The organism is Plantactinospora veratri, from assembly GCF_036421995.1.
Taxonomy (GTDB): domain Bacteria; phylum Actinomycetota; class Actinomycetes; order Mycobacteriales; family Micromonosporaceae; genus Plantactinospora; species Plantactinospora veratri.
In genome coordinates this window covers 541484-563941 of record NZ_JAZGQL010000008.1, presented here as the reverse complement: position 1 = coordinate 563941, position 22458 = coordinate 541484, and the positions used below count along the sequence as shown (strand labels likewise).

The window sequence follows — 22458 nt, the reverse complement described above, 5'->3', positions numbered from 1 at the left end:
GCCCGGCGGCGGGCGGGCGGAATCAGCACCCGGGCAGCGGAACGGGGTCGTGCTGGTAGGTGTGCACCATTTCGATCTGACCGAAGGGCCGGTGTACGACGAGTCGGCTCGGCCGATTCGCCCGGGCCACCTTGCGACCGGCGACGATCGCGCTTTCCTTGCTGCCGTATCGGCCGACGACGGACGAGTCGCGTTCCACCTTCCAGCAGTTGATTTCGGGGATCACGTGGTATTGCGCCCGGTCGGGCATTCTGCGCCTCCTGTCTGCTTCTCGTCATAGGAGCTACCCAGGAGACCGCAGAGGTAACCGGAAATCCATTTTGGTGGATGGGATCGCCGCTGGTGTCGGCGGTCCGGCGAAGACCTGGAGTGCCCGAGCCGGGCCGGGGGTAGAACAGCCGGCATGGCAGCGATGGTGAACCATGAAGTTGCGTCGCGCTGACCTGGGCGCGCCCGGTTACGGCCGCCGCCGACGGGGACGCGGGGTGACGTTTCTCGACTCCGGCGGACGGGCCATCACCGACCCGGCGCAGCTCCGCCGGCTACGTGGCCTGGCCATCCCGCCAGCCTGGCGGGAGGTGTGGATCTCGCCTGACCCTCGGGGGCACATCCAGGCCACCGGGATCGACGAGGCCGGCCGCAAGCAGTACCTCTACCACCCGGTGTGGCGGGAGCGGCGGGACCGCGAGAAGTTCGCGCACGTCCTGGAGGTCGCCGGACACCTCGGCCAGCTCCGCAAGCAGGTCGACCACGATCTGCGCGAGCGCGGCCTGACCCGGGGCCGGGTGCTGGCCACCATCGCCCGCCTGCTCGACCTGGGAATGTTCCGGGTCGGTAGCGACCAGTACGCCGCCGGGGAGGCGCCGACCTTCGGTGTCGCCACACTGCGCCCGGAGCACGCCCGGGGGGCCGGCGGCTGCGTCGTGCTGGAGTTCCCGGCCAAGGGCGGAGTGGAGCAGAGCCGACGGGTGACCGATCCCGAGGTCTGCCAGGTGCTCCGCAGCCTGCGGCGGCGGCGCCGGGGCCGGGAGCGGCTCTTCGGCTACTGGGAGCGGCGGCGCTGGTGGGACGTACGCGCCGAGGACGTCAACGACTACCTCCGCGAGGCCAGCGGTACCGACATGACGGCGAAGGACTTCCGTACCTGGCACGCCACCGTACTCGCGGCCACCCGGCTCTGTGCGGCCGGACCGCGCAACTCCGAGGCGAAGCGGCGGCGGGTGGTGGCCGGGGTGATGCGGGAGGTGGCCGACCTGCTCGGCAACACCCCGGCGGTGGCCCGGGCCTCGTACGTCGACCCCCGGCTGCTCGACCTCTACCGGGACGGTCGGCTCGGACCCCTGGCGGGAACGTCCGGCCAGTCGGCCGAGCAGGCGGTGCTGGCCCTGCTCGGCGACTGACTCCACCACCCCGGAATGGCCGGGCGTCCCGCTGCCCGGCCGACCGGATGTCCGGCGTGGAGTACGCCGACGCGGTCAGCGCCGCCGTACCTCGCCCATCGTCTCCTGGGTCTGCCCGCGCAGATCCTCCGCCGAGGAGCGCGCCTGATCCCGCATCTCGCCCGCGTGCTGGCCGGCGCGAGAACGGACCGACTCGACGGCGTGTTGGGCCGGCCCGCGCAGGTTCTGCTGTGCCTGCTGGGCGATGCCGCTGGCCTGCTGCTTGATCTGGTCGGAATGCTCGGCGACCTCGTCGCGGATCCGGCCGACCGCCCGCCGTTCCGGCGAACTCGCCGGCAGCAGCGCGGAGGCGAGCACCCCGAGCCCGAACGCGACGAGACCGGCGGCCAGCGGGTGCCCCTCCGGCATCTTCCGGGTCTGCTGTCCCAGCTCCTGGATCCGGTGACCGGCCGAGGAGATCCCGGCCTGCGACGTCTCACGGGCCCGCTGCATTCCGCCGCGGGCCTGCTGGGCACCCTCCCGGGTCCGGTCGACCGCGCCGGCCACGTCCTGGCGGGCATGCTCGGCGGTACCCATCACGGAGTCCCGGATCCGCTGCCAGGCGTTTCGGGCCCGGCTGGCCTGGTGGTGCGCCATGTTGCGCGGGTTCACCCGGTCGCCGATGTTGCGCGGGTTCATCCGGTCGCCGAGCGCGCTCAGGTTCTCGCCCAGGCGATCCTGGGTGCGGTCGGCGTCGGCTCGGATCGAGCCTGGGTCCGTACTCATCCTTGTCCCCCCGATCGATGGTGTGTCCCGTCACGCATGGCGGAAGGCATCCGCCGGATCGACTCGGACGTCTGCGGCAGCGGCCGGAGACTGCGCGCCTGGCGCCTGGCCACCCCGACGAGAACGGCGGCGATCACCGCCCACACTCCCGCGACGACCAGAGCCGCCCAGCCCTGGTCCATCACGTTCGACAACCCCCACCAGAGGGCGTACGACAGGAACAGCAGCACCATCAGCGCGCCCAGCGCGGCGCCGCCGAACATCCCGGCGACCCGGCCGGCGGTGCGCGCCTCCTGCCGCAGCTCCAGCTTCGCCAACTGGATCTCCTGGCGGACCAGGGTCGACGTGTCGCGGGTGACGGCGCCGAGCAGCTCGCCGATCGAGGCGCGGGTGGGGTCCTGCTCCCGGTCCGCGCCGAGACCACCCGCCGAGACGCTCACCGCCGTACCTCGCTGGCTCGTCCGTCCCCGCCGCGCTGGCCGACTTCCGGGTTGCCGTGCGGCGGCCCGGCCTGCGGCGGACCGGTCATCCCGGACGGCTGTCCGAGTGTTGCCGCGTCGGGATGGCCGGCCTCGGCCCGCCGTCCGTCCGGATGGGGCTCGGTTCCGCCGCCACCCTGCAACGCGTCCCGGGTCCGGGTCAGCCGGCCGGCGAGCACACCGGCGACGGCGGCCCCGGCCAGGAAGAGTCCCGGGTTGCGGCGGGCGTAGTCGCGCACGTCGTTGAGTACCATCCCGGGCTCACGCTGGTCGAGCCACTGGGCCGCCCGCTGGACCCGGTCGGCCGCGTGCCGGACCAGGTCCTTGCCGACCCCCTGCTGTTCGCTGCGTTCGGACATCGCCTGCAGCTCGTCGCCGAGCGCCCGCAGACCGGACGCCGCGCGATGCTGCTGGGCGCTGGCCTGCTCTTTGAGCTGGGCCGACGCCTGCCCCATCAGCTCGTTGGCCTGCCGTCCCGCCTCGGCGGCGACGTCCCGGCCCCTATCGGCGGCATTGTGCGCCAGACCGCCTCCGGTCTGTGCCAACCGCTGTCCGGTCTCGGTGGCGCCATGCCGCGCAACCTGGGTCTTCGACCGGTGACCGTCACCGGCCGGGTCGGCATTACTGTGCTGTGTCATATCCGCCCCCAGCTTCGCCCGCGGTGTCGGCGGCCGGTTACCCCGCTGATCGGCTGATATACCGACTGCTACCGACCTTTCGCGCCCCCTGACCAGGGGCGACGGTGATAGTCGACGGGATCGCACCGGTCGGCCCTTCTGTCCCGAACCGGGTGGTGGACGGCGGTGTGGGGGTGAAAGTTGCGGACCGGTGCCGCCCGGCCCGCCCAGTGGCCCGTCCGGTTCGGTCGGGGGCTCAGTCGGGGGTTGGTTCGGCCGGGCGGCTCAGTCGCCCGCCGACCCGGGCCGGGAGAGCCGGGAGTGCAACTCCGCCTTGACCCGCTCGGGGAGCAGCTTGGCCGCGCCGGCGAGCAGCCGGTTGTGCACCGAACCGGCGACGACGTGGTCCTTGCCCGCCATCATGGCCTCGAACCCGTGCCGGGCCACCTCGGCCGCGTCGTCCTTCGGGCCGGCACCGAGCCTGGTGTCGCGCATGTCGGCACGGTCGAAGAACTCGGTTTCGGTCGCCCCCGGCATCAGCGCGGTCACGGTGACCCCCGAATCCTCCAGTTCGTTGCGCAGCGCCTCCGAGAACGAGAGCAGGAACGCCTTGGAGGCGGCGTACCCGGCCTCGAAGGGCCCGGGCTGGGTGGCGGCGATCGACGAGGTGAACATGACCCGACCGGTGCCCCGGGCGACCATCTGCGGTATCCCGAGCTTGGCCAGGTGCACCGCCGACCGTACGTTGAGGTCGATCAGCCGCAGTTCGTCGGCGAGGTCCGTCTCGGCGAACCTGCCGTTGACGCCGATACCGGCGTTGATCACCAGGGCGTCGAGGGGGCGACCCGTCGCGAGGACCCGGTCGTACGCCTGCTGGACGCCGTCGGGCGTCGCCAGGTCCGCCTGTACGGGCTCGACGGTGACGCCGAGCGCCTCGACGTCCCGGGCGGCCTCGCGGATGCGGTCGTCCTCGGCGACGACGACCAGGTCGAAGCCGTGCCGGGCGAACTCCTTCGCCAACTCGTAGCCGATGCCGGTGGATGCGCCGGTGACCAGGGCGAGCGGCCGGCCGGAGGTGTCGGTCATGTCGGTGCTCCCTGATGGTCTGAGAAACGGTCCGCCGCGACGCTCGGCGCCGGCCGCGGAGCCCGCCGCGAGTCTGTCGGGTCGGATGATGCCCCGCCGGCCCCGCGCTAAACCGTTACCCGTACCGCACGGGCGCGGGACCGGCGTCGCTGCGGGGCCGGCGTCGACGTCGCTACGGGGTCAGCACCACCTTGATGCAGCCGTCCGTCTTCTTCTGGAACATCTCGTAGCCCTCGGCCGCCCGATCCAACGGCAGCCGATGGGTACGCAGGTCCTGCACGCCGAGCGGATCGTCCTCCCCGGCCAGCAGCGGCATGATCTCGTCGGTCCAGCGGCGTACGTGTGCCTGTCCCATCCGCAGTTGGACGCCGCGGTCGAACATCTCCATCAGCGGCATCGGGTCGAGTTCCCCACCGTAGACGCCGGAGAGGGAGACGGTGCCGCCCCGGCGTACCGACTTGACCGCGGCGTGCAGGACGCTGAGCCGGTCCACTCCGAACCGGTCCGTCATCGACCGCGCCACCGCGTCCGGCAGCATGCCGACCGTGGTCTGGGCGAGCCTGCCCCACGGGGAGCCGTGCGACTCCATCCCGACCGCGTCGATCACCGCGTCCGGCCCCCGGCCGTCGACCAGGTCGATGAGGGCGCCCGGCACGTCGTCGAGATCGCTGACGTCCACCGTTTCCACGCCGTGCCGCCGGGCCATCGCCAGCCGCTCCGGCACGAGGTCGAGCCCGATGACCCGGGCGGCGCCGAGATGGCGGCCGACCCGGGCGCAGAACTGCCCGACCGGCCCGAGACCGAAGACGGCGAGCGTGCCGCCCGGCGGTACGTCGGCGTACCGCACCGCCTGCCACGCGGTGGGCAGGATGTCGGAGAGGTAGAGGTAGCGCTCGTCCGCACCGGTCGCCGGCACCTTGACCGGCCCGAACTGCGCGTGCGGGACCCGCAGGTACTCCGCCTGGCCGCCCGGCACCGAGCCGTAGAGGGAGGTGTAGCCGAACAGCGCCGCGCCCTTGCCCTCGGACCGGACCTGGGTCGTCTCGCACTGGGCGTAGAGCTGGCGCTCGCACATCCAACACGAGCCACAGGAGATGTTGAAGGGCACGACCACCCGGTCACCGGGACGGAGCCGGTCCACCGCCGAGCCGACCTCCTCGACGATGCCCATCGTCTCGTGGCCCAGGATGTCGCCCGGTTCCAGGTAGGCGCCGAGCACCTCGTAGAGGTGCAGGTCGGAGCCGCAGATGGCGGTCGAGGTGACCCGGATGACCGCGTCGGTCGGTTCCTCGATCCGTGGGTCCGGCACCTCCGTCACCCGCACGTCACGCTTGCCCTGCCAGGTCAACGCCTTCACCGTGTCCGCCTCCCGTCGACAGTTGGGGATGGCGGAAGTGCTACCCGAGTGCCCGATGCGCCAACCCGCGTCGCCGTCCCAGGTGACACCTGACGCCGAACCTACTCCGCAGGGTCACGCCCCAGGTCGCGGAGAGTCACCCGGTGGTCGTGCCCGCCGCGCCCCCGCCGACGGGAGATGGTGCAGATCACGCGGGAGGAACCGGTCGAGCGTTTCAACGGGACGGCCCGGTGGAAGTAGTCACCCGCCGCGTTGCCCGGGTCGGCCGGGAACGCGGGGGAGGGGGCGTCATGCGCAGATACCCGGGCCTGGCGGCGACGTTGGCGCTGCTGCTCGGCGTCACCGGTTGCGGCGGGGTGGGCGGCACCGGTGACGACGGCGGCACCGGCGGGTCCGGCCGGCTCACCACCCTCGGCTTCAGCCTCTCGGACGAGATCGCCACCAGCCGGGTCGACGCCTTCAAGCAGGCACACCCGGAGATCACTGTGGAGATCACCGAGGGTGGTTTCGACGAGCAGCAGTTCCTCTCGGCGGTCGCCGACGGCAACCCGCCGGATCTGGTCTATCTGGACCGGAAGCTGATCGGCACCTACGCCACCCGGGGCGCGGTCACCCCGCTCACCGACTGCGTGCGCGAGCACGGCATCGACCTCGACCAGTACCGGCCGGTGGCCCGCCAGCAGGCCACCCTGGACGGTGTCCTCTACGGCATCCCCGAGTTCTACAGCGTCCGCGTCGTCTACCTGGACGAGGCCGTACTCCGGCAGGCCGGCCTCACCCCCGACCAGGTCGACCTGGCGAACTGGGCCGGGCTGCCGGCCCTGACCGACCGGCTCGCCGGGGTCTCGAACGGCCGTCTCACCCGGATCGGCATCGACCCGAAGATCCCCGAGTTCCTGCCGCTCTGGGCCAAGGCCAACGGAGCCGACCTGCTCTCCGCCGACGGGCGGACCGCCCGGCTCGACGACCCCAAGGTGCTGGAAGCGCTGCAGACCACGTACGGGTTGCTCCAGCGGCAGGCCGGCTGGGACAGGTTCAAGGGCTTCCGAGACACCTTCGACTTCTTCGGCGCGGACAGCCCGCTGGCCCGGCACCAGCTCGGGGTCTGGCCGATGGAGGACTGGTTCCTCAACCAGGTGGCCAAGAACACCCCGGACGCGCAACTGGTCGTCAAGCCCTTCGTCGACCGGCAGGGCAAGCCGCTCACCCTGGTCACCGGCCAGAGCTGGGCGATCCCGAAGGGCGCGAAGAATCCCGACGCGGCCTGCGAGTTCGCCAAGCAGATGACCGCGACCGAGACCTGGGTGGCGGCGGCGAAGGCGCGGGTCACCGCCCGGCAGGCGAGCGGGGCGCCCTTCACCGGCCTCTACACCGGCAACGCGGAGGCGGATCGCCGGATCATGTCGGAGATCTACCGCCCCAGCGGCAATCCCCGGTTCGACAGCGCCGTACAGACCATCCTCTCCGTGCAGGAGCACGCCTTCACCGTTCCGGCGTCCCGGGCCGGCGCGGAGTTCGACAAGGCGTGGATGGACGCGGTCAACCGGGTGCTGTCGGGGCAGAGCGACCCGGCCGAGGCGCTGCGCCGGGCGCAGTCCGAGGCGACCGCCGCGCTGGACCGGGCCGCGAAGTAGACCGACGATGGCGACCACCACCGTCGAGGTCCCGGCGGCCGACCGGGCCGCCGGGCCCCGCCGGCGCCGCCGGATGAAGCCGCTGGCCCGCCACGAGATGCGCTGGGCGTACGTCTTCATCGCGCCCTGGCTGGTCGGCCTCCTGGTCTTCCAGGCCGGCCCGATGCTGGCCAGCCTCTGGCTCAGCCTGACCGAGTACGACGTGGTCAGCGCGCCGACCTGGACCGGGCTGGACAGCTACCGGCGGATCGCCGAAGACCCGACGGTGCTGCGCAGCCTCACCAACACGCTCTACTACACCGTGCTGCACGTGCCGCTCACGATGGCGGTCTCGCTCGGCCTGGCGATGCTGCTGCTGCGGGTCGGCCGGTTGCAGGGCTTCTTCCGTACCGTCTTCTACCTGCCGGTGATGACTCCGGCGGTGGCGATCGGGGTGCTGTTCCTGCTGCTGCTCAACACCCAGGACGGTCTCGTCAACCGGGGCCTGGCGGCCGTCGGCGTCGACGGCCCGGCCTGGACCACCGACCCGGACTGGGTGATGCCGGGAATCGTCCTGATGAGCCTCTGGAGCCTCGGTTCGACCGTGGTGATCTACCTCGCCGCGTTGCAGAACGTGCCGCGCGACCTGTACGAGGCGGCGGACATCGACGGAGCCGGAGCCTGGGCGCGCTTCCGGCACGTGACCGTACCGATGATCTCGGGGTCGCTCTTCTTCACCCTCGTCGTGAACACGATCGCCTCGATCCAGATGTTCACCGAGGTCTACACGATGTACTTCGGGAACCGGGAGACGCAGAAGGCGTTCAACTCCGATGCGGCGACGTTCTACGTGATCCGGCTCTTCCAGGAGGCGTTCCAGTTCCTGCACATGGGCTACGCCTCGGCGATGGCCTGGCTGCTCTTCCTGGTGATCCTCGCCATCACGGCAGTGCAGGTACGGCTCTCCCGGCGGTTCGTCTACTACGAGGGGCGGGACCGATGACCGAGACCGCGACCCGGGCCGGCGACGCCCTCGTCGTACCGCCGGCCCACGGGGGAGCGCTGTCCCCCGGTCGGGCCGGGGCGGCGCCGGAGCGGGCGACCGCCCGTTCCTGGTGGCGCCGGCTGCCGTTCGTCCTCGCGCTGGTCGGCGCGGCGCTGCTCTTCCTGCTCCCGTTCGCCTGGCTCGTCACCGCCTCGTTGCGCCCGCGCGAGTACATCTTCTCCGCCGGGCTCCTGCCGCTGCCCTTCGCCCCGGAGAACTACTCGGAGGCATGGTCGGCGATACCGCTGCTGAGTTGGCTGTTCAACAGCCTGGTGGTCGGAGTCGCCGCCGCGGCGGCGGTCACCGTCTCCAGTGCCTGGATCGCGTTCGGCTTCGCCTACTTCCGGTTCCCCGGCCGGAACCTGCTGTTCGGTCTGGTCCTCGCCACCATGATGCTGCCGTTCGCGGTCACCATGATCCCGACGTACCTGATCTGGTCGGAACTGCGCCTCACCGGCACCCAGGTGCCGCTCTGGGCCGGCAACCTCTTCGGGTCGGCGTTCTACATCTTCCTGATCCGGCAGTTCCTGCTCTCGCTGCCCAGGGAGTACTTCGAGGCGGCCCGGGTCGACGGGGCCAGCTATCCGCAGCTCTTCTGGCGACTGGCGTTCCCGTTGATCCGGCCCGCGCTGCTGGTGGCGTTCGTCTTCGAGTTCAAGGCGAGCTGGACCGACCTGATCAAGCCGTTGATCTATCTGCGCGACGAGGAGCTGTACACCCTGCCCCGGGGACTGAAGGTACTGCTGGACCGGTTCGGGTACGGCGGCGAACAACAGTGGGAGATCGTCCTCGCCGGCAGCGTCATCGCCACCGTACCGATGATCATTCTGTTCTTCCTGGCCCAACGGCACTTCGTCGAGGGCATCGCCACCACCGGCCGCAAGGGGTGACCACCGGCCGGCGCGGCTGTGCCGGATCGCCCGTCGCCGATGCGACGACCCGCATCGAATCCGCAGCTTCTGGGTAGGAGGACCGCAAGCCCGTCCCAAGAAGAGGTGATCTGTTATGACAACCGCACGCGAGATCATGACGCCGAATCCCACCTGTGTCGGCGAGAATGACGACATGTTGACGGCCGCCCGCCGGATGTCGGAACTCGGTGTCGGCTCGATGCCGATCTGTGGCAGTGACAACCGGCTGAAGGGCATGCTCACCGACCGTGACATCGTCGTCAAGGTACTCGCCCAGGGGCGTGATCCCGGCAGCGTGACGGCGGGAGAACTCGCCCAGGGCAAGCCGGTGACCATCGGAGCGGACGACGACGCCGAGGAGATCCTCCGCACCATGGGCAGCCACCAGGTGCGCCGGCTGCCGGTGATCGACGGGCACGACCTGGTCGGGGTGGTCGCGGTGGCCGACGTCGCACGGGCGCTGCCGGACCGTCCCGTCGGTGACCTGGTCGACGCCATCTCGCAGGGCTGACCCGAACGCACCACACCGGGTGGACGGCACCTCCGCCGAGCCGGCCGCCCGCCCCGAACCCGGGCTCGACGGTACCGGCGCCGTCGAGCCCATTGGCGTCCGCACCGTCTGGCGTCCGCACCGTCTGGCGTCCGCACCGTCTGGCGTCCGCACCGTCTGGCGTCCGGACCGTCGCCCCGGTACTCCGCCCGGTGCCGACGATCCGGTCGCGATGACTGATTCTCCGACGATCCGGGTAGGGCGAGGGCACCCCTATTCGAGGAGGACGGCATGCGCATCGGCTACTTCCTGTCCAGTGAGGAGTACACCCCGGCCGAACTGCTGGAGCAGGCACGCGGGGCGGAGGCGGCGGGTTTCCAGGGACTCTGGATCTCCGACCACTACCACCCCTGGGTGGACGCGCAGGGGCAGAGCGGGTTCGTCTGGTCGATGCTCGGCGCGCTGAGCCAGGTCTGCTCGCTGCCGGTCACCACCGCCGTCACCTGTCCCACGGTCCGGATCCACCCGGCGGTGATCGCCCAGGCCGCGGCGACCACCGCGGTGCTGCACTCCGGCCGGTTCGTGCTCGGTGTCGGCACCGGCGAGGCGCTCAACGAGCACATCTTCGGCGACGCCTGGCCGAACGCCGCCACCAGGCTGGAGATGCTGGAGGAGGCCGTCGAGGTGATCCGCGAACTGTGGCAGGGCGGGTTCGTGGACCACCAGGGCAAGCACTACCGGGTCGAGAACGCCCGGATCTACACCCGGCCGGAGACCCCGCCGCCGATCTACATCTCCGGCTTCGGGCCGAAGGCCGTCGACCTCGCCGCCAGGATCGGCGACGGCTACATCAGCGTCAGCCCGGACGGAGAGCTGGTCAGCCGGTTCCGGGCCAACGGCGGAGGCGACAAACCGTGCCAGGCCGGCTTCAAGGCGGCGTACGCCAGCAGCGTCGAGGAGGGCGCGAGGATCGCGTACGAACGCTGGCCCAACGCCGGAGTGCCGGGCGAGTTGTCTCAGGTGCTGCCCTCGCCCCGGCACTTCGAACAGGCCGCCCAACTGGTGACCCAGGACCAGGTGAAGCAGGCGTTCGTCTGCGGTGACGACCCGGAAGCCCACCTGGAGATGATCGGCAGATACGCCCAGGCCGGCTTCGACGAGGTCTACGTGGCCAACACCGGACCGCACTACCAGGGACTCTTCGCGCTCTACGCCAAGCACGTCCTGCCGGCCCTCGGCGGTAACGGCTGAACCGGCGACCAGGCCGGGCAAGGGGTGAGTGAACAGCTCCGACGCTGGGTAGTGGGCAGTCATGACGACACATGACGACTCGATCCTGATCGGCGGCCCGCGAGACGAGAGCCTCGTCGCGGCCGGCGACGCCGGGCTGATCGAGCTGGAGATTGACGGACTGATCCACCGGTACATCCGGACGACGGCGACCAGAGAAGTCGGCGACGGCACGTACCGGGTCTACAACTACGACGGGGAGGTGGCGCCGGACGGCGGGAGTTCGGGTTCAGAGAACGCCCGGGACCGGGTGGCGTCCCCGCTGGCCGCCGGCCAGGCCACCGAACTGGCTACCGGCCCGGGTGACCTGTCCGGGTCCCGGTCGTAACGTTCCCCGTCCCGGTCGTAACGTTTTCCCGGCGCCGTCCGGGGCCCGCCGCCGGCAACCGCCCGGCAACCGGCGGCCCCGGGCGGCGTTCGCGTGCCCGACCGGCCGTCGGCAGCGGCGTCACCCGGCTGCCGGAGCCGTCGGACCGGGCCGGGCCGGCGGCGGCGCGGCCTCGTCCGCGTCCGACCCGGCCGGCCGGGTGGCGGTCACCGGCTGCCCGGCCGTGCGGCGTCGGGGAGCCCGGCCCGGCGGTGCGGGGGGTTCCGGGCCGGGGTCGGACAGTGCCGGCAACGGCAGGCGGCGGGACCGACCCGGCCGCAGGCGCAGCGGCGTGCCATGGTGCCGCAGCCGGATCCCCGCCTCGTCGGTCCCGTCCCGCAGCAGGTACGTCGCCGAGTCACCGGTCACGGTGACCCGGAGCCGACAACCCCGCCAGCGCAGCGAGAACTCCAACCGGGTCAGCGCCGCCGGCAGCCGGGGCGCGAACGCGAGTTCGTCGCCCTGGTCACGGAGCCCGCCGAAGCCCGTCACCAGCGCCAGCCAGACGCCGGCGAGCGCGGCGATGTGCAGACCGTCGCGGCTCTGCTCCGGGAAGTCGTGCAGGTCCTGCAAGGCCGAGTCGGCGAGATGGGCGTAGCCGAGTTCCAGGTGCCCCAGTTCGGCGGCGAGGATCGCGTGCGCGCTGGCCGACAGCGACGAGTCGCCGACGGTACGCCGGTGGTAGTAGTCGAAGTTGCGGGCCTTCTGCTCTCGCGTGAACAGCTCGGCGCAGTGCTGCATCGCGAGTACGACGTCGGCCTGCTTGATCACCTGCCGCCGGTACAGCTCCAGGTAGGGGTAGTGCAGCAACAGCGGGTACTCGTCGGATCGGGTGCCGGCGAAGTCCCACTCCTGTAGCGCGGTGAACCCGGCACACTGCTGGTGCACCCCCCGTCCGGCGTCGTACGGCAGGTGCATCGCCTCGGCCGCCCTCCGCCAGGCGGACAGCTCCGCCTGCGCGACGCCGAGCTGCCGGGCCCGCTCCGGCAGCCGGCCGGCGGCGGCGACGGCCCCGAGCAGGTTGTGCCGGGCCATCACGTTGGTGAACAGGTTGTCGTTGCCGAGCGCGGTGTACTCGTCCGGCCCGGTCACGCCGTCGATGTGGAATCCGCCCGCGTCGTCGAAGTGGCCCACCCGGTTCCAGAGCCGGGCCGTCTCGACCAGCAGCTCCAGCCCGGCGTCGTGCAGGAACGTGAGGTCGTCGGTGGCGGCGACGTACCGCAGCACCGCCGCGGCGATGTCGGCGTTGACGTGCAGGGCGGCGCTCCCGGCCGGCCAGTATCCCGAACACTCCCGGCCGTCGATGGTCCGCCACGGAAAGGCCGCCCCGGCCAGCCGCAGTTCGCCGGCCCGCTGCCGGGCCCGGTCGAGGGTGGCGTGCCGCCAGCGCAGCGTCGCCTCGACCGCCTCCGGCCGCAGGTAGCTGAGTACCGGTAGCACGAACGTCTCGGCGTCCCACATGGTGTGGCCGTCGTAGCCGTTGCCGGTCAGCCCCTTGGCCGGCAACGGACGCTGTCCCGCCCGGGCGCTGGCCTGTAGCACGTGGAACAGCCCGAACCGTACGGCCTGCTGAAGCTGCGGGTCGCCATCGACGACCACGTCCGCGTCGTCCCAGAACCGGTCGAGATAGCCCCGCTGGTCGGCGCGGAGTCCCGCCCAGCCACGTCGGTTCGCCTCCGCGAGTGCCGTGGTCGCCTCCGCGATCAGCTCGTCGAGGGGCCGCTGCCCGGACGAGGCGTACCCGACGAGTTTGGTGACCCGGAGCCGCTGCCCCGGCGCGAGTTCGGCCTCGACGGCGACCCGCACCAGATCCGGGCCGGTGTCGACGTCGGCCTCGGCTCGCGGCGGCCCGTCGAGCAGGTGCGTGACGGTGGCGACGATCCGCTGGCCGCTGCGCCGGGTCTGGTGGGCCAGGAGACCGCCGAGACCGTCGGCGGTGTGCCGCTGCGACAGCAGCGGGCGTTCGAGGACGTTCGGGGCCCTCGGGTCGTCGCTGTCCCGTTCGGGCAGGGCCGGGTTGGCCCGCAGTTCCGAGTGCAGCCGGATCCGGACCGGTCGGTCGGTGGCGGCGACCTCGTACCGGATCGCCAGCACCCCGGGGTGGACGAACGAGACCAGCCGGGTACTGCGCACCTCCACCGCCGCACCGGACCCGGCGGTCCAGCCGAACGACCGCCGGAGGATGCCGGCGCGCAGGTCGAGGACGCGTTCGTGCCGGTGCGTGCCGTCGGCCGTCGGCTCGACCGGCTGGCCGTCGACGAAGAGCCGGAACCGGGTTCCCTCCGGCACCCCGACCAGCACCTGGTTCTGTTCCGGGAAGGCGTAGCCGTTCTCCGGGTAGCTGAGGTCGTACTCCTCGAAGCACGAGTTGAGGTAGGTGCCGGGGTTGCCGCTGACGCCGCCCTCCTCGAGCGTGCCGCGTACCCCGAGCCGGCCGTTGGCCAGCGCGAAGACGGACTCCAGGTCGGCCAGGGCACGGTGGCCGAGGCCCTCCTCGCGGATTTCCCAGGTCGGCTCGCCGGGCTCCGGACGGCCGGTCCTGGCGCGTGGTACCGGCATCGTCGGGTGCCGTCTTCCGCTGGCGGGGCCGGTGTCGACGGTCACGCCGGCCCGCCGATCCGCGAGTCCTCGCCTGGCTCCGGGTCGAGCCCCGCCAGCCGCTTCCGCAGCGTGCTGCCGTCGAGCGCCGGGCGGCCTCCCGGATGCCCGACGCTGGCTCCGGCGGCGGCCACCGCATACCGGGCCGCGTCCGGCGGTGGATCACCGCGGAGCAGTGCCACGGTGAGGGCGGCGGTCAGGGCGTCTCCCGCGCCGGTGGTGTCCACGACCCGCTCCTCGGTGAGCGGCACCAGCAGATGTCCCTGGCCCCAGCGACGGTCCGCCCAGACGAAGAGGTTTCCCGCCGGCCCGAGGCCGAGCACGACCAGACCGGGGCCGGCGTGCAGTAGCTGCTCGGCGGCGGCGCGGACCTGCGCCGGGTCGTCGGCGGAGACGCCGGTCAACAGCCCGGTCTCCCGGTCGTCGGCCCGCAGCACGTCGGCGGCGGCCAGCAGCGGCCGGCGGTGCCGGTCGTCGGCCGGGGCCCCGTCGAGGACGAGCAGCCGGCCCGCCTCCCGGGCGAGCCGCGCCGCTGCCAGCGCCGTCTGCGGTGGCTGCTGGAGCTGCACGAGTACGGCGTCGGCGGCGAACGCCTCGGTGGCCGCCAGTACGTCCGCCTCGGTCAGCAACATCTCGTCGGGCAGGTGTTGCAGGTAGCGCCAGCCACCGTCGGCGTCCAGCGCCTCCACGATCAGCCCCGTGCGGGCCCCGACCCGGCGCCGTACCTGCGACACGTCGACACCGTCCCGACGCGCCTGCGCCAGCAGATCGTCACCGACCCGGTCGTCGCCGGCCACGGCGAGCAGGATCGGACGCGCGCCGAGCTGGGCCAGCGCGACCGCCTGGTTGGCGCCCTTCCCGCCGAGCAGCTCGCGCCGGCACCGGACGTCGGCGGCGTTGCCGGCCGGGGGCATCCGGTCGACCACCAGTACGAGGTCGCGGGCCAACTGTCCGACCACCAGAACCTGCGGGATAGCGCTCACGGACGTCCAGCTACCCAGAACCGGCCCGGGCTACTCGACCGGACGAACCTGAACGGCAGCACCCGGAGGTGCGACTCCACATCCGAGGGAGGGGGCCGAGCCTGGGGACCGGCCCGTGAGCCGGCTCAGGTGCCCTCGGTCATGACGGAGAGCAGGCCGGTCAGCTCCAGGACCCGGCGGACGTTCGCCTGGCAGTTCACCACGTTCAGCCCGGCACCCTGGTTGAGCGCCCGGTTGTACGCGCGGACCAGGGTGGCGATGCCGCTGGAATCCAGGAAGGTGACGCCGGCCAGGTCGACCACGACCTTCTCCGGCTTCTGGTCCAGCAGCTCGTCCAGACAGTCCCGTAGGCTGTCGGCGGTGCTCATGTCGATTTCGCCGTCGGCTGCCACCCGGACCTCGGCGCCGTCGCGTACCACCGTCAAGGACAGCTCGGCGGCGGTGGATTCGAGATCCGGGGACATCTCCCACCTTCCGTCCGTCATCGCATCATAATGACACCTGCCGGGACCGGTGACGCGCAGGTCGGCGCTTGGTTCCCCGTCGACCCCGATCCGAACCCACTATGCCCGATCGACACCCGTGCCCGGTCATGGCGGTGGTGACGGCCCGATCACGGTGGCGAACGGGCAGGACGCGCCCCCGGGCCGGGTCCTCCGCCGGGACCACTAACCGGGGCGAAATCGGGTAGTCGCGCGGAATGTCCGAGGCGGCGATCGCCGATTACGGTTTGCTGTCCGACTGCGCCTCGGCGGCGCTGGTCAGTCGGGACGGCTCGGTCGACTGGTGGTGCCCGGGCCGGTTCGACGCGCCGTCGGTGTTCGGGCGGCTGCTGGATCCGGATGCCGGCCACTGGCGGCTCTGCCCGGCGGACGGGGTGGGCGGGCAGGCGGAGCGGGGCTACCTCGACGACTCGCTGGTGTTGCGGACCGTCCATCACACCGTCGGTGGTGACGTCGCGGTCACCGAGGGTCTGGTGGCGGAGCCCGGGGCGCGCGGGCACGAACTCGGGCAGAACTCCCCGATGCTGCTGGCCCGGGTCGTCGAGGGACTGACCGGCAGGGTACGGATGCGGTGCGAGTACGTGCCACGGCCGGAGTACGGGCTGGTCGTTCCGTACCTGCACTGTCGCGGGGACGAGGTGTTGGCCGAAGCCGGTCCGTTGACCCTGGCCCTGCGCAGCCCCGTGCCGCTGGCGTGTGCACACGGCCGGGCGTACGCCGAGTTCGACGTGGTCGCCGGTCAGGTGCTCGGCTTCGACCTGGTCTCCGCGCCGCCCTACGGGCCGCCGCCCCGGCACCTGGAGCCGGTGTCGGCGCTCGCGGAGACCGTCGAGGCGTGGCGGGTGATCCGGGACCTGCACCCCTACCACGGCCGCTATCCGGAGCTGGTGCGGCGCAGTTCGTTGGTGGTGCAGGGCCTGACCTACCGGCCCAGCGGGGCGGTGGTCGCGGCCGTCACCACGTCGTTGCCGGAGCGGCTCGGTGGTGCCGACAACTACGACTACCGGTACGCCTGGCTGCGGGACTTCTTCCTGACCATGCGGGCGCTGTGGGTGACCACGTGTCCGGAGGAGACGGGGCGACTCTTCGGCTGGGCGGCCCGTTCGGCGGGGCGTACGGGTGACGAGCCGGTGCCGATCATGTACGGGGTGACCGGCGAGCGGGACCTGTCCGAGTACTCCCTCGACCACCTGCGCGGGTACGCCGACAGCCGACCGGTCCGGGTCGGCAACGACGCCTGGCGGCAGCGGCAGCACGACGTACCCGGGGTACTGCTCAGCGCGTACCTGCTCCGCGACGCGCTCGGTGACCTGTCGGAGGAGTCCAAGGCGCTGCTGGTTGGCCTGGCCGAGCAGGCCACACACTGGCGGGAACCGGATGCCGGCATGTGGGAGGAACGCGGTCCTGGACGGCACTACCTGGCGTCCAAGGCGCTGTGCTGGGGTGCGCTGGACAGCGCGGTGAAGCTCGCCCCGCTCCTTGGCCCGCGTGCCGACCCCGAGCGGTGGGCCGCCGTCCGCGACGAGATCCGGAGCACGGTACTGCGGGACGGCTGGAACGAGCGGGTCGGCGCCTACACCGGGGTGATCGGCTCGGCGGAGCTGGACGCCTCCGTCCTGGTCCTGCCGGGCTCGGGGATGGTGGCGGCCACCGATCCGAGGATGCGGGCCACGATCGAGGCCATCGCGACGGACCTCAGTACCGAGGGTCTGGTCCGGCGCTGGCCGGACGATCCGGCCGGCTTCGTGGCATGTACGTTCTGGTTGGTCGAATGCCTGGCGATGGCGGGCGAGACCGAGCGCGCCGTCGCGCTGTTCGAACGCACCGCCGCCCGCGCCAACGATCTCGGACTCTTCGCCGAGCAGATCGATCCGCGCACCGGCGCGCACCTCGGCAACACCCCGCTGGCGCTGTCACATGTCGGCCTCATCGGAGCAGCCTGGCGGCTCACCACACCCGGCTTCCTCTGAACCTCGCGGTACCTCCGGCTCTGAATCTCGCGGTACCTCCGGCCCGCCGGGTCCACAGCGACGGTACGTCGTCGGTTCCGGCGGGCCGTTCACCGGGTGGGACGGTCCCGGCGTCCGACGTACAGGCTGGCGGCGCACCAGAGGGCGAGGACGCCCGACAACCATGCCACGACGACGTTGACGGGACGGTTGAATCCAGTTAGGACCTGGCCCACGAACGCGCACGTCATTGCCGTCAGGAGCAGCCATTGGACGGCCCTGGGTATCCTGCTCATGCGGTCACTCCCTCCGATGCCCCCGGTCGGAGAGTCTGGTACCCGACGCCGAGCGGTGGCACTCGTCCCGGCCCGGGTGCTGGGACGATGTGTCCATGAGGCAGAACGCGTCGGTGGTGTCGGCCGGGCCGACCTTGCGGTGGTGGGGCCTGCTGCGGCTCGCTCTGGTCCTGTTGTGGCTGCTCGCGGCGGGCACGGCCTGGTGGCTGGCACCCCGGGAGCAGAGCTACGACCGGGCGAGGGCGGACGTGCTCGCCGGCCGGGTGAGCGCGTACCAGTGGGGTGACGGGTGGGATGTCGATCCCCTGCCGTGGTTCGACGCTCCCAGCCTGCATGCCTCCGGCACCCTGGGCCCGCTGTTCGTGTGGCGAACCCCCGACGGTCGGGTGCACTGGACCGACACCGGGACGTTCGATCAGGTGATCGTCAGCGGGGCCGTCGAGCCTGCGGGCTACTCCGGACCGGGCGCCGTCGGGATCGCCCAGCACCTCCGGGCGGCCGGCCTGGAACACCGAGCCGGCGACGTCCACCCGCTGGGAGCCGTCGCCGTCGCCGGGTTGGGTCTGGTCCTCGCCGCCGTCTTCCTCGGTGTCGTCGTCGCCGGTCCCGCCCCGGTACACGGCACCCGGTGGTTCTGGTTCTGGCTGGTGGCGATCGCACCGTACGGCCTCGGGGTGCTGTTCTGGTTGGCCCGGGACCGCCCGTGGTCGCGGTCGACGGCACCGGTTGGCATGCTCGGCGGCGGCGAACCGCGGGACCGTGGCGCGCTCGGGTTCGGTCTCGGCATCTTCGCCGCGATCCTGGTCGGCGCGGTGCTGCTGTTCCTGCACGATGCCCTCGGCGACCAGTGGGTGCCACGGCCGGGCGGCTGAGCCGGCGGGCGCCGAACCCGCAACCAATGGTTGCGCATTCCCGGTGGGTGCACTAACCTGACGTGCAACCAAACGTTGCGAGAGGGTGGCGAGCATGGAACTGGGAACGATCGAACGAGAGATCCACATCGAGGCTTCGCCCGAGGTCGTCTTCGACGTGGTGAGCAGTCCGGAGCATCTGCGCGGATGGTGGCCGGACGAGGCGGAGTTCCCGGCCGTGCCCGGGGGAGCAGGGCGGATCGGCTTCGGGGACGTGTCGCAGGACGGCACCTGGGAGCAGTTCACCGTTGTCGACGCCGTGCCGTCGCGGCTCTTCTCCTTCCGGTGGACGCACGGTGCGGGCGAGGCGGCCGGTCCGGGCAACTCCTTCCTGGTCGTCTTCGAGCTGGAACCCGCCGGGACCGGGACCCTGCTGCGGATGACCGAGAGCGGCTTCCGCGAGCGCGGCTGGGACGAGGCCAAGGTCGTCGCGGAATACTCCGCGCACGTCACCGGCTGGGACTTCTACCTGCCGCGCCTGCCGACGTACGCGGCGAAGGTCGGGGCGGGGGCGTAGGCGTGACGGTCGACGACGACCTCTGGTCGGCGGTCGGCGATCCGACCCGGCGCCGGATGCTCGACCTGCTGCTGAGCGAAGACGGCGGTACGGCGACCAGCCTGAGCGAGCGGCTGCCGGTGACCCGGCAGGCGGTGGCGAAGCACCTCGTCGTCCTGCACCGGGTCGGCCTGGTACACGGCACGGCCGCCGGCCGCGAGAAGCAGTTCCGCGTCGATCAGGATCAACTCGCCCGCGCCGTCGCCCAGCTCGCCGACGTCGGTGCCGCCTGGGACTCCCGGCTCCAGCGCATCAAGCGCATCGCCGAGACGATCCAGCGCGGCAGGGACGCGGAGCACGGCACCCGGAAGCAGAGACGGTAGCCGGGAACGCGGAGGCGACCCACTCACCGTGGCCCGGGGCTCGGTACACCACGAGCCCCGGGCCACCGGAGTCAGGGTGTGATGGCGATGCCGATCCTGCGGTCGCGTCGCCCGAGGACGTCACGGGCAACCGGCGGACGGAGCCGTCTCCCCGAAGCTGGCCCCCGGGGCATCGGTCCCGGTCATACCGGCCGGCGGGTTCGAGCGGCGGGTGGCGAAGAGCGCGGCGAAGCCGTCGAGCAGGCAGCTCAGGCCGAATTCGAAGGTCTCGTCCCAACCGGCGTCGAAGGCGTCCTCGGCGAGTGCGGCCATCGCCGGGTAGTTGCCGGACGTCATGGCGCGCTCCAGCACCGGCAGATGCTGGCTCCAGAACTCCTCGTCGCTGACACCGCTCTCCTCGGCCGCCGCGTCGTAGAGGATCCGATGCCGGGCGTAGCCGGTGACGAAGCCGTCGAGGGTGATCATCACACTGATCCGCTCCTGGCTGGTGAGACCGAGGTCGGCCAGCGCGGCGACGACGATCTCGGCCCCGGCGAGACTGTTCGGGCCCATCACCGGGCGGGTCCAGTTGACCTGTAGTAGCCAGGGGTGCGCCAGGTGCAGTCGGTACGAGTCGTGGGCCACCGCCGTCAACAGTTCCCGCCAGCCCTTGTCGGCGGCCCGAACCGCCTCGTCGCCCGGACCGCTGACCCTGTCCAGCATCAGCGCGAGGAGTTCCGCCTTGCCGGGGACGTACCGGTAGAGGGTCATCGCACCGACCCCGAGTTCGCCGGCCACCCGCCGCATGGAGATGGCGGCGGTGCCGTCCCGGTCGGCGACGGCGATCGCCGCGTCGACGATCCGGTCCAGGGTCAGTGTCGGTTTCGGTCCACGGGCGGGGCGCTCGGTGCCGCCCCAGAGCAGATCGATGCTGCGTCGCAACTGCTCCGTGGGGCTGAGCTCGCTCGTCATGGTGCGGTCATCCTACAAGTCGGTTGTGATCTGGGTACGGCGTACGCTAATCTCCGTACACCGTACCCAGTCTAGGGGGTTTTCCGTGCCCACTTCCGGCCACGTCGTCTTCACCGAGGGCCTACAGAAGCGATATCGCGACACCCAGGCACTGGCCGGGCTGGACCTCGCCGTGCCGCGCGGCCTGGTCTACGGACTGCTCGGACCCAACGGCGCCGGCAAGACCACCGCCGTACGCATCCTGTGCACCCTGCTCCGCCCGGACGGCGGTCGCGCCGAGGTCGCCGGCCACGACGTACGGACCGAGCCCCGCCTGGTGCGCCGCCGCATCGGCCTGACCGGGCAGAACACGGCGGTCGACGACAACATCACCGCCCGGCAGAACCTGGTGATGTTCGGCCGGCTGTTCCACATCGGCGCTGCCGCCGCCCGGCAACGCGCCCAGGAGTTGCTGGACCAGTTCGGCCTCGCCCATGCCGCGGACAAGACCCCGAAGAAGTTCTCCGGCGGGATGCGCCGCCGGCTCGACCTCGCCTCCAGCATGATCCTCGCCCCCGACGTGCTCTTCCTGGACGAGCCCACCACCGGGCTGGACCCGGCCGGACGACGCGAGGTGTGGCAGGCGGTCGGTGATCTCGCCTCGCGCGGCACCACGGTCGTGCTCACCACCCACTACCTCGACGAGGCCGACCGGCTCTGCGACCGGATCGGCGTCATCGATCGCGGCAGGAACCTCGTCGAGGACACCCCGGACGGGCTGAAGCGCCGGATCGGCAACGAACGACTCGAGATCGTCGCCGCCGAACCGGCCGACCTGCCGGCGATCCGCACCCTCGCGGCGAAGGTCGCCGCCGCCGGGCGTACGGCCACGGTGGACGACGGCGTACTCGCGGTCAGCGTTCCGGTGGACAACGGCGTGGCCGCGCTGACCGAGGTCGCCTCGGAACTGCGCCAGCGGGGCATCGCCGTGGCCGACCTGGGGCTGCGCCGCCCCACCCTGGACGAGGCCTTCCTGCACCTGACCGAAGAACGCCGGGGCGCCGACACGCACCCCGACGCGATCCGCCCGACCGCTCAACTGGAGGCCAGCAGATGACGACGATCCCCCTCGCACCGGAGACCACCGACACCCTCGGCAGCCGGGTCAAATGGGCGGTCGTCGACTGCTGGACGATCCTGATCCAGGAGATGGTGCACCTCGTCCGGCAGCCCTCCAACTTCGCCTGGCAGCTCGGCTTTCCGATCGTCATGGTGCTGATGTTCGTCTACGTCTTTGGCAGCGCCATGGACGTCTCGGGGCAGGGTGCCGGCGCCGGCTATCTGGAGTACGCCATGCCCGGTCTCTTCGCCATGACCATGGCCTTCGGCTTCATGAACACCGCCTTCGCGGTCGCCATGATCAAGGAACGGGGCTTCATCGACCGGTTCCGCTCCATGCCGATGGCCTCGTCCGCGGTGGTCACCGGACGCGGCCTGGCCGACGTCATCCACGCCACGGTGGACCTGGCCATCCTGGTCGTCATCGCGCTGGTGCTCGGCTGGCGTCCCGGGGGCAGCCTCGCCGCGACGCTGACCGCCTTCGCGCTGCTGCTGTGGCTGCGTACGGCCCTCATCTTCGTCGGCATCCAACTCGGGCTGATGCTGAAGAACACCGAGGCGGCCGGAAACCTCTTCGCGCTCGCCTTCCCGTTCGGCATGGTCTCCTCGGTCTTCGCGCCACCGGACCTGATGCCCGGCTGGCTCGGCGCGGTCGCCGCCTGGAACCCGGTCTCCTCCACCGCCGGTGCGATCCGGGAACTCTTCGAGTCTCCCGCAGTGGCCAGCGGGTACTGGATCGAGGAGCACGCCGTCACCACCGCCGTGCTCTGGCCTGCGGTCATCACGGCGATCTTCCTGCCCCTGGCGGTACGCCAGTACCAGCGCCTCGGTCGCTGATCGCCAGCGCCGCCACCGCCCTCGCCCCCGGTC

23 protein-coding genes are annotated in these 22458 nt (G+C 71.7%); 13 read left to right on the top strand and 10 right to left on the bottom strand.

The annotated features are described in order from the left end of the window. Positions 1-22 precede the first annotated feature (22 nt). Positions 23-250, bottom strand: coding sequence for a DUF2188 domain-containing protein (locus tag V1634_RS14775; RefSeq protein ID WP_331208360.1), 228 nt, complete (start codon positions 248-250; stop codon positions 23-25). 172 nt (positions 251-422) lie between these two features. Here V1634_RS14775 and V1634_RS14770 point away from each other — a divergent pair, with 172 nt between their 5' ends. Beyond that, complete coding sequence (locus V1634_RS14770) at positions 423-1400, top strand: DNA topoisomerase IB (protein ID WP_331208359.1); 978 nt, start codon at positions 423-425, stop codon at positions 1398-1400. Positions 1401-1475: 75 nt separating this feature from the next. Here V1634_RS14770 and V1634_RS14765 read toward each other — a convergent pair whose 3' ends face one another. From V1634_RS14765 to V1634_RS14745, 5 genes are all read right to left on the bottom strand, one after another. Next, positions 1476-2165, bottom strand: a complete 690-nt coding sequence (locus V1634_RS14765) for a DUF3618 domain-containing protein (RefSeq protein ID WP_331208358.1) — start codon at positions 2163-2165, stop codon at positions 1476-1478. Then, positions 2162-2605 (bottom strand): phage holin family protein, encoded by a 444-nt coding sequence (locus tag V1634_RS14760; protein WP_331208357.1) that lies wholly within the window; start codon positions 2603-2605, stop codon positions 2162-2164. The genes V1634_RS14765 and V1634_RS14760 overlap by 4 nt, the downstream gene beginning before the upstream one ends. After that, a complete protein-coding gene (locus tag V1634_RS14755; RefSeq protein ID WP_331208356.1) occupies positions 2602-3189 on the bottom strand; it encodes a hypothetical protein in 588 nt (195 codons plus the stop codon). Before V1634_RS14755 ends, V1634_RS14760 begins: the two co-directional genes overlap by 4 nt. 357 nt (positions 3190-3546) lie before the next feature. Continuing rightward, entirely contained in the window at positions 3547-4347 is an 801-nt protein-coding gene (locus tag V1634_RS14750; protein WP_331208355.1) for an SDR family NAD(P)-dependent oxidoreductase, read from the bottom strand. 172 nt (positions 4348-4519) lie between these two features. After that, positions 4520-5704 (bottom strand): zinc-dependent alcohol dehydrogenase, encoded by a 1185-nt coding sequence (locus V1634_RS14745; protein ID WP_331208354.1) that lies wholly within the window; start codon positions 5702-5704, stop codon positions 4520-4522. A gap of 290 nt (positions 5705-5994) precedes the next feature. Between V1634_RS14745 and V1634_RS14740 the strand changes: the two genes are divergently transcribed. From V1634_RS14740 to V1634_RS14715, 6 genes are all read left to right on the top strand, one after another. Next, positions 5995-7338 (top strand): extracellular solute-binding protein, encoded by a 1344-nt coding sequence (locus V1634_RS14740; protein WP_331208353.1) that lies wholly within the window; start codon positions 5995-5997, stop codon positions 7336-7338. Between the two features lie 7 nt (positions 7339-7345). Next, positions 7346-8320 (top strand): carbohydrate ABC transporter permease, encoded by a 975-nt coding sequence (locus V1634_RS14735; RefSeq protein WP_331208352.1) that lies wholly within the window; start codon positions 7346-7348, stop codon positions 8318-8320. Then, a complete protein-coding gene (locus tag V1634_RS14730) occupies positions 8317-9252 on the top strand; it encodes a carbohydrate ABC transporter permease (RefSeq protein WP_331208351.1) in 936 nt (311 codons plus the stop codon). Before V1634_RS14735 ends, V1634_RS14730 begins: the two co-directional genes overlap by 4 nt. A 115-nt stretch (positions 9253-9367) precedes the next feature. Next, positions 9368-9784, top strand: coding sequence for a CBS domain-containing protein (locus tag V1634_RS14725; protein ID WP_331208350.1), 417 nt, complete (start codon positions 9368-9370; stop codon positions 9782-9784). A 270-nt stretch (positions 9785-10054) separates the two neighbouring features. After that, complete coding sequence (locus tag V1634_RS14720; protein ID WP_331208349.1) at positions 10055-11014, top strand: TIGR03557 family F420-dependent LLM class oxidoreductase; 960 nt, start codon at positions 10055-10057, stop codon at positions 11012-11014. 61 nt (positions 11015-11075) lie between these two features. Then, the gene (locus tag V1634_RS14715) at positions 11076-11381 is read left to right on the top strand and encodes a hypothetical protein (protein WP_331208348.1); all 306 of its coding nucleotides are present in this window, start codon (positions 11076-11078) and stop codon (positions 11379-11381) included. 120 nt (positions 11382-11501) lie between these two features. On the opposite strand, the gene V1634_RS14710 is transcribed toward V1634_RS14715, so the two are convergent. The 3 genes from V1634_RS14710 to V1634_RS14700 form a co-directional block, all read right to left on the bottom strand. After that, positions 11502-13979 carry a glycoside hydrolase family 65 protein gene (locus tag V1634_RS14710; RefSeq protein WP_331208347.1) on the bottom strand — a complete coding sequence of 826 codons (2478 nt, stop codon included), beginning with the start codon at positions 13977-13979 and terminating at the stop codon, positions 11502-11504. Positions 13980-14020: 41 nt separating this feature from the next. Then, the gene (locus V1634_RS14705; protein ID WP_331208346.1) at positions 14021-15001 is read right to left on the bottom strand and encodes a PfkB family carbohydrate kinase; all 981 of its coding nucleotides are present in this window, start codon (positions 14999-15001) and stop codon (positions 14021-14023) included. 125 nt (positions 15002-15126) lie between these two features. Next, positions 15127-15486 (bottom strand): STAS domain-containing protein, encoded by a 360-nt coding sequence (locus V1634_RS14700; RefSeq protein WP_331208345.1) that lies wholly within the window; start codon positions 15484-15486, stop codon positions 15127-15129. Between the two features lie 215 nt (positions 15487-15701). Here V1634_RS14700 and V1634_RS14695 point away from each other — a divergent pair, with 215 nt between their 5' ends. The 4 genes from V1634_RS14695 (at position 15702) to V1634_RS14680 (ending at position 19539) form a co-directional block, all read left to right on the top strand. After that, on the top strand, positions 15702-17474 hold the full coding sequence (locus V1634_RS14695; RefSeq protein ID WP_331208344.1) for a glycoside hydrolase family 15 protein: 1773 nt from the start codon (positions 15702-15704) through the stop codon (positions 17472-17474). A gap of 370 nt (positions 17475-17844) precedes the next feature. Next, positions 17845-18621, top strand: coding sequence for a hypothetical protein (locus V1634_RS14690; protein WP_331208343.1), 777 nt, complete (start codon positions 17845-17847; stop codon positions 18619-18621). Between the two features lie 94 nt (positions 18622-18715). Beyond that, entirely contained in the window at positions 18716-19177 is a 462-nt protein-coding gene (locus V1634_RS14685) for an SRPBCC domain-containing protein (RefSeq protein ID WP_331208342.1), read from the top strand. Positions 19178-19179: 2 nt separating this feature from the next. After that, positions 19180-19539, top strand: coding sequence for an ArsR/SmtB family transcription factor (locus V1634_RS14680; protein WP_331208341.1), 360 nt, complete (start codon positions 19180-19182; stop codon positions 19537-19539). A 120-nt stretch (positions 19540-19659) separates the two neighbouring features. Here V1634_RS14680 and V1634_RS14675 read toward each other — a convergent pair whose 3' ends face one another. Continuing rightward, positions 19660-20490, bottom strand: a complete 831-nt coding sequence (locus V1634_RS14675; protein ID WP_331208340.1) for a TetR/AcrR family transcriptional regulator — start codon at positions 20488-20490, stop codon at positions 19660-19662. Between the two features lie 85 nt (positions 20491-20575). On the opposite strand from V1634_RS14675, the gene V1634_RS14670 reads away from it, so the two are divergent. Together V1634_RS14670 and V1634_RS14665 are read left to right on the top strand one after the other, a co-directional pair. Beyond that, complete coding sequence (locus V1634_RS14670) at positions 20576-21586, top strand: ATP-binding cassette domain-containing protein (protein WP_331208339.1); 1011 nt, start codon at positions 20576-20578, stop codon at positions 21584-21586. Beyond that, a complete protein-coding gene (locus V1634_RS14665) occupies positions 21583-22425 on the top strand; it encodes an ABC transporter permease (protein ID WP_331208338.1) in 843 nt (280 codons plus the stop codon). The genes V1634_RS14670 and V1634_RS14665 overlap by 4 nt, the downstream gene beginning before the upstream one ends. Positions 22426-22458: the final 33 nt, after the last annotated feature.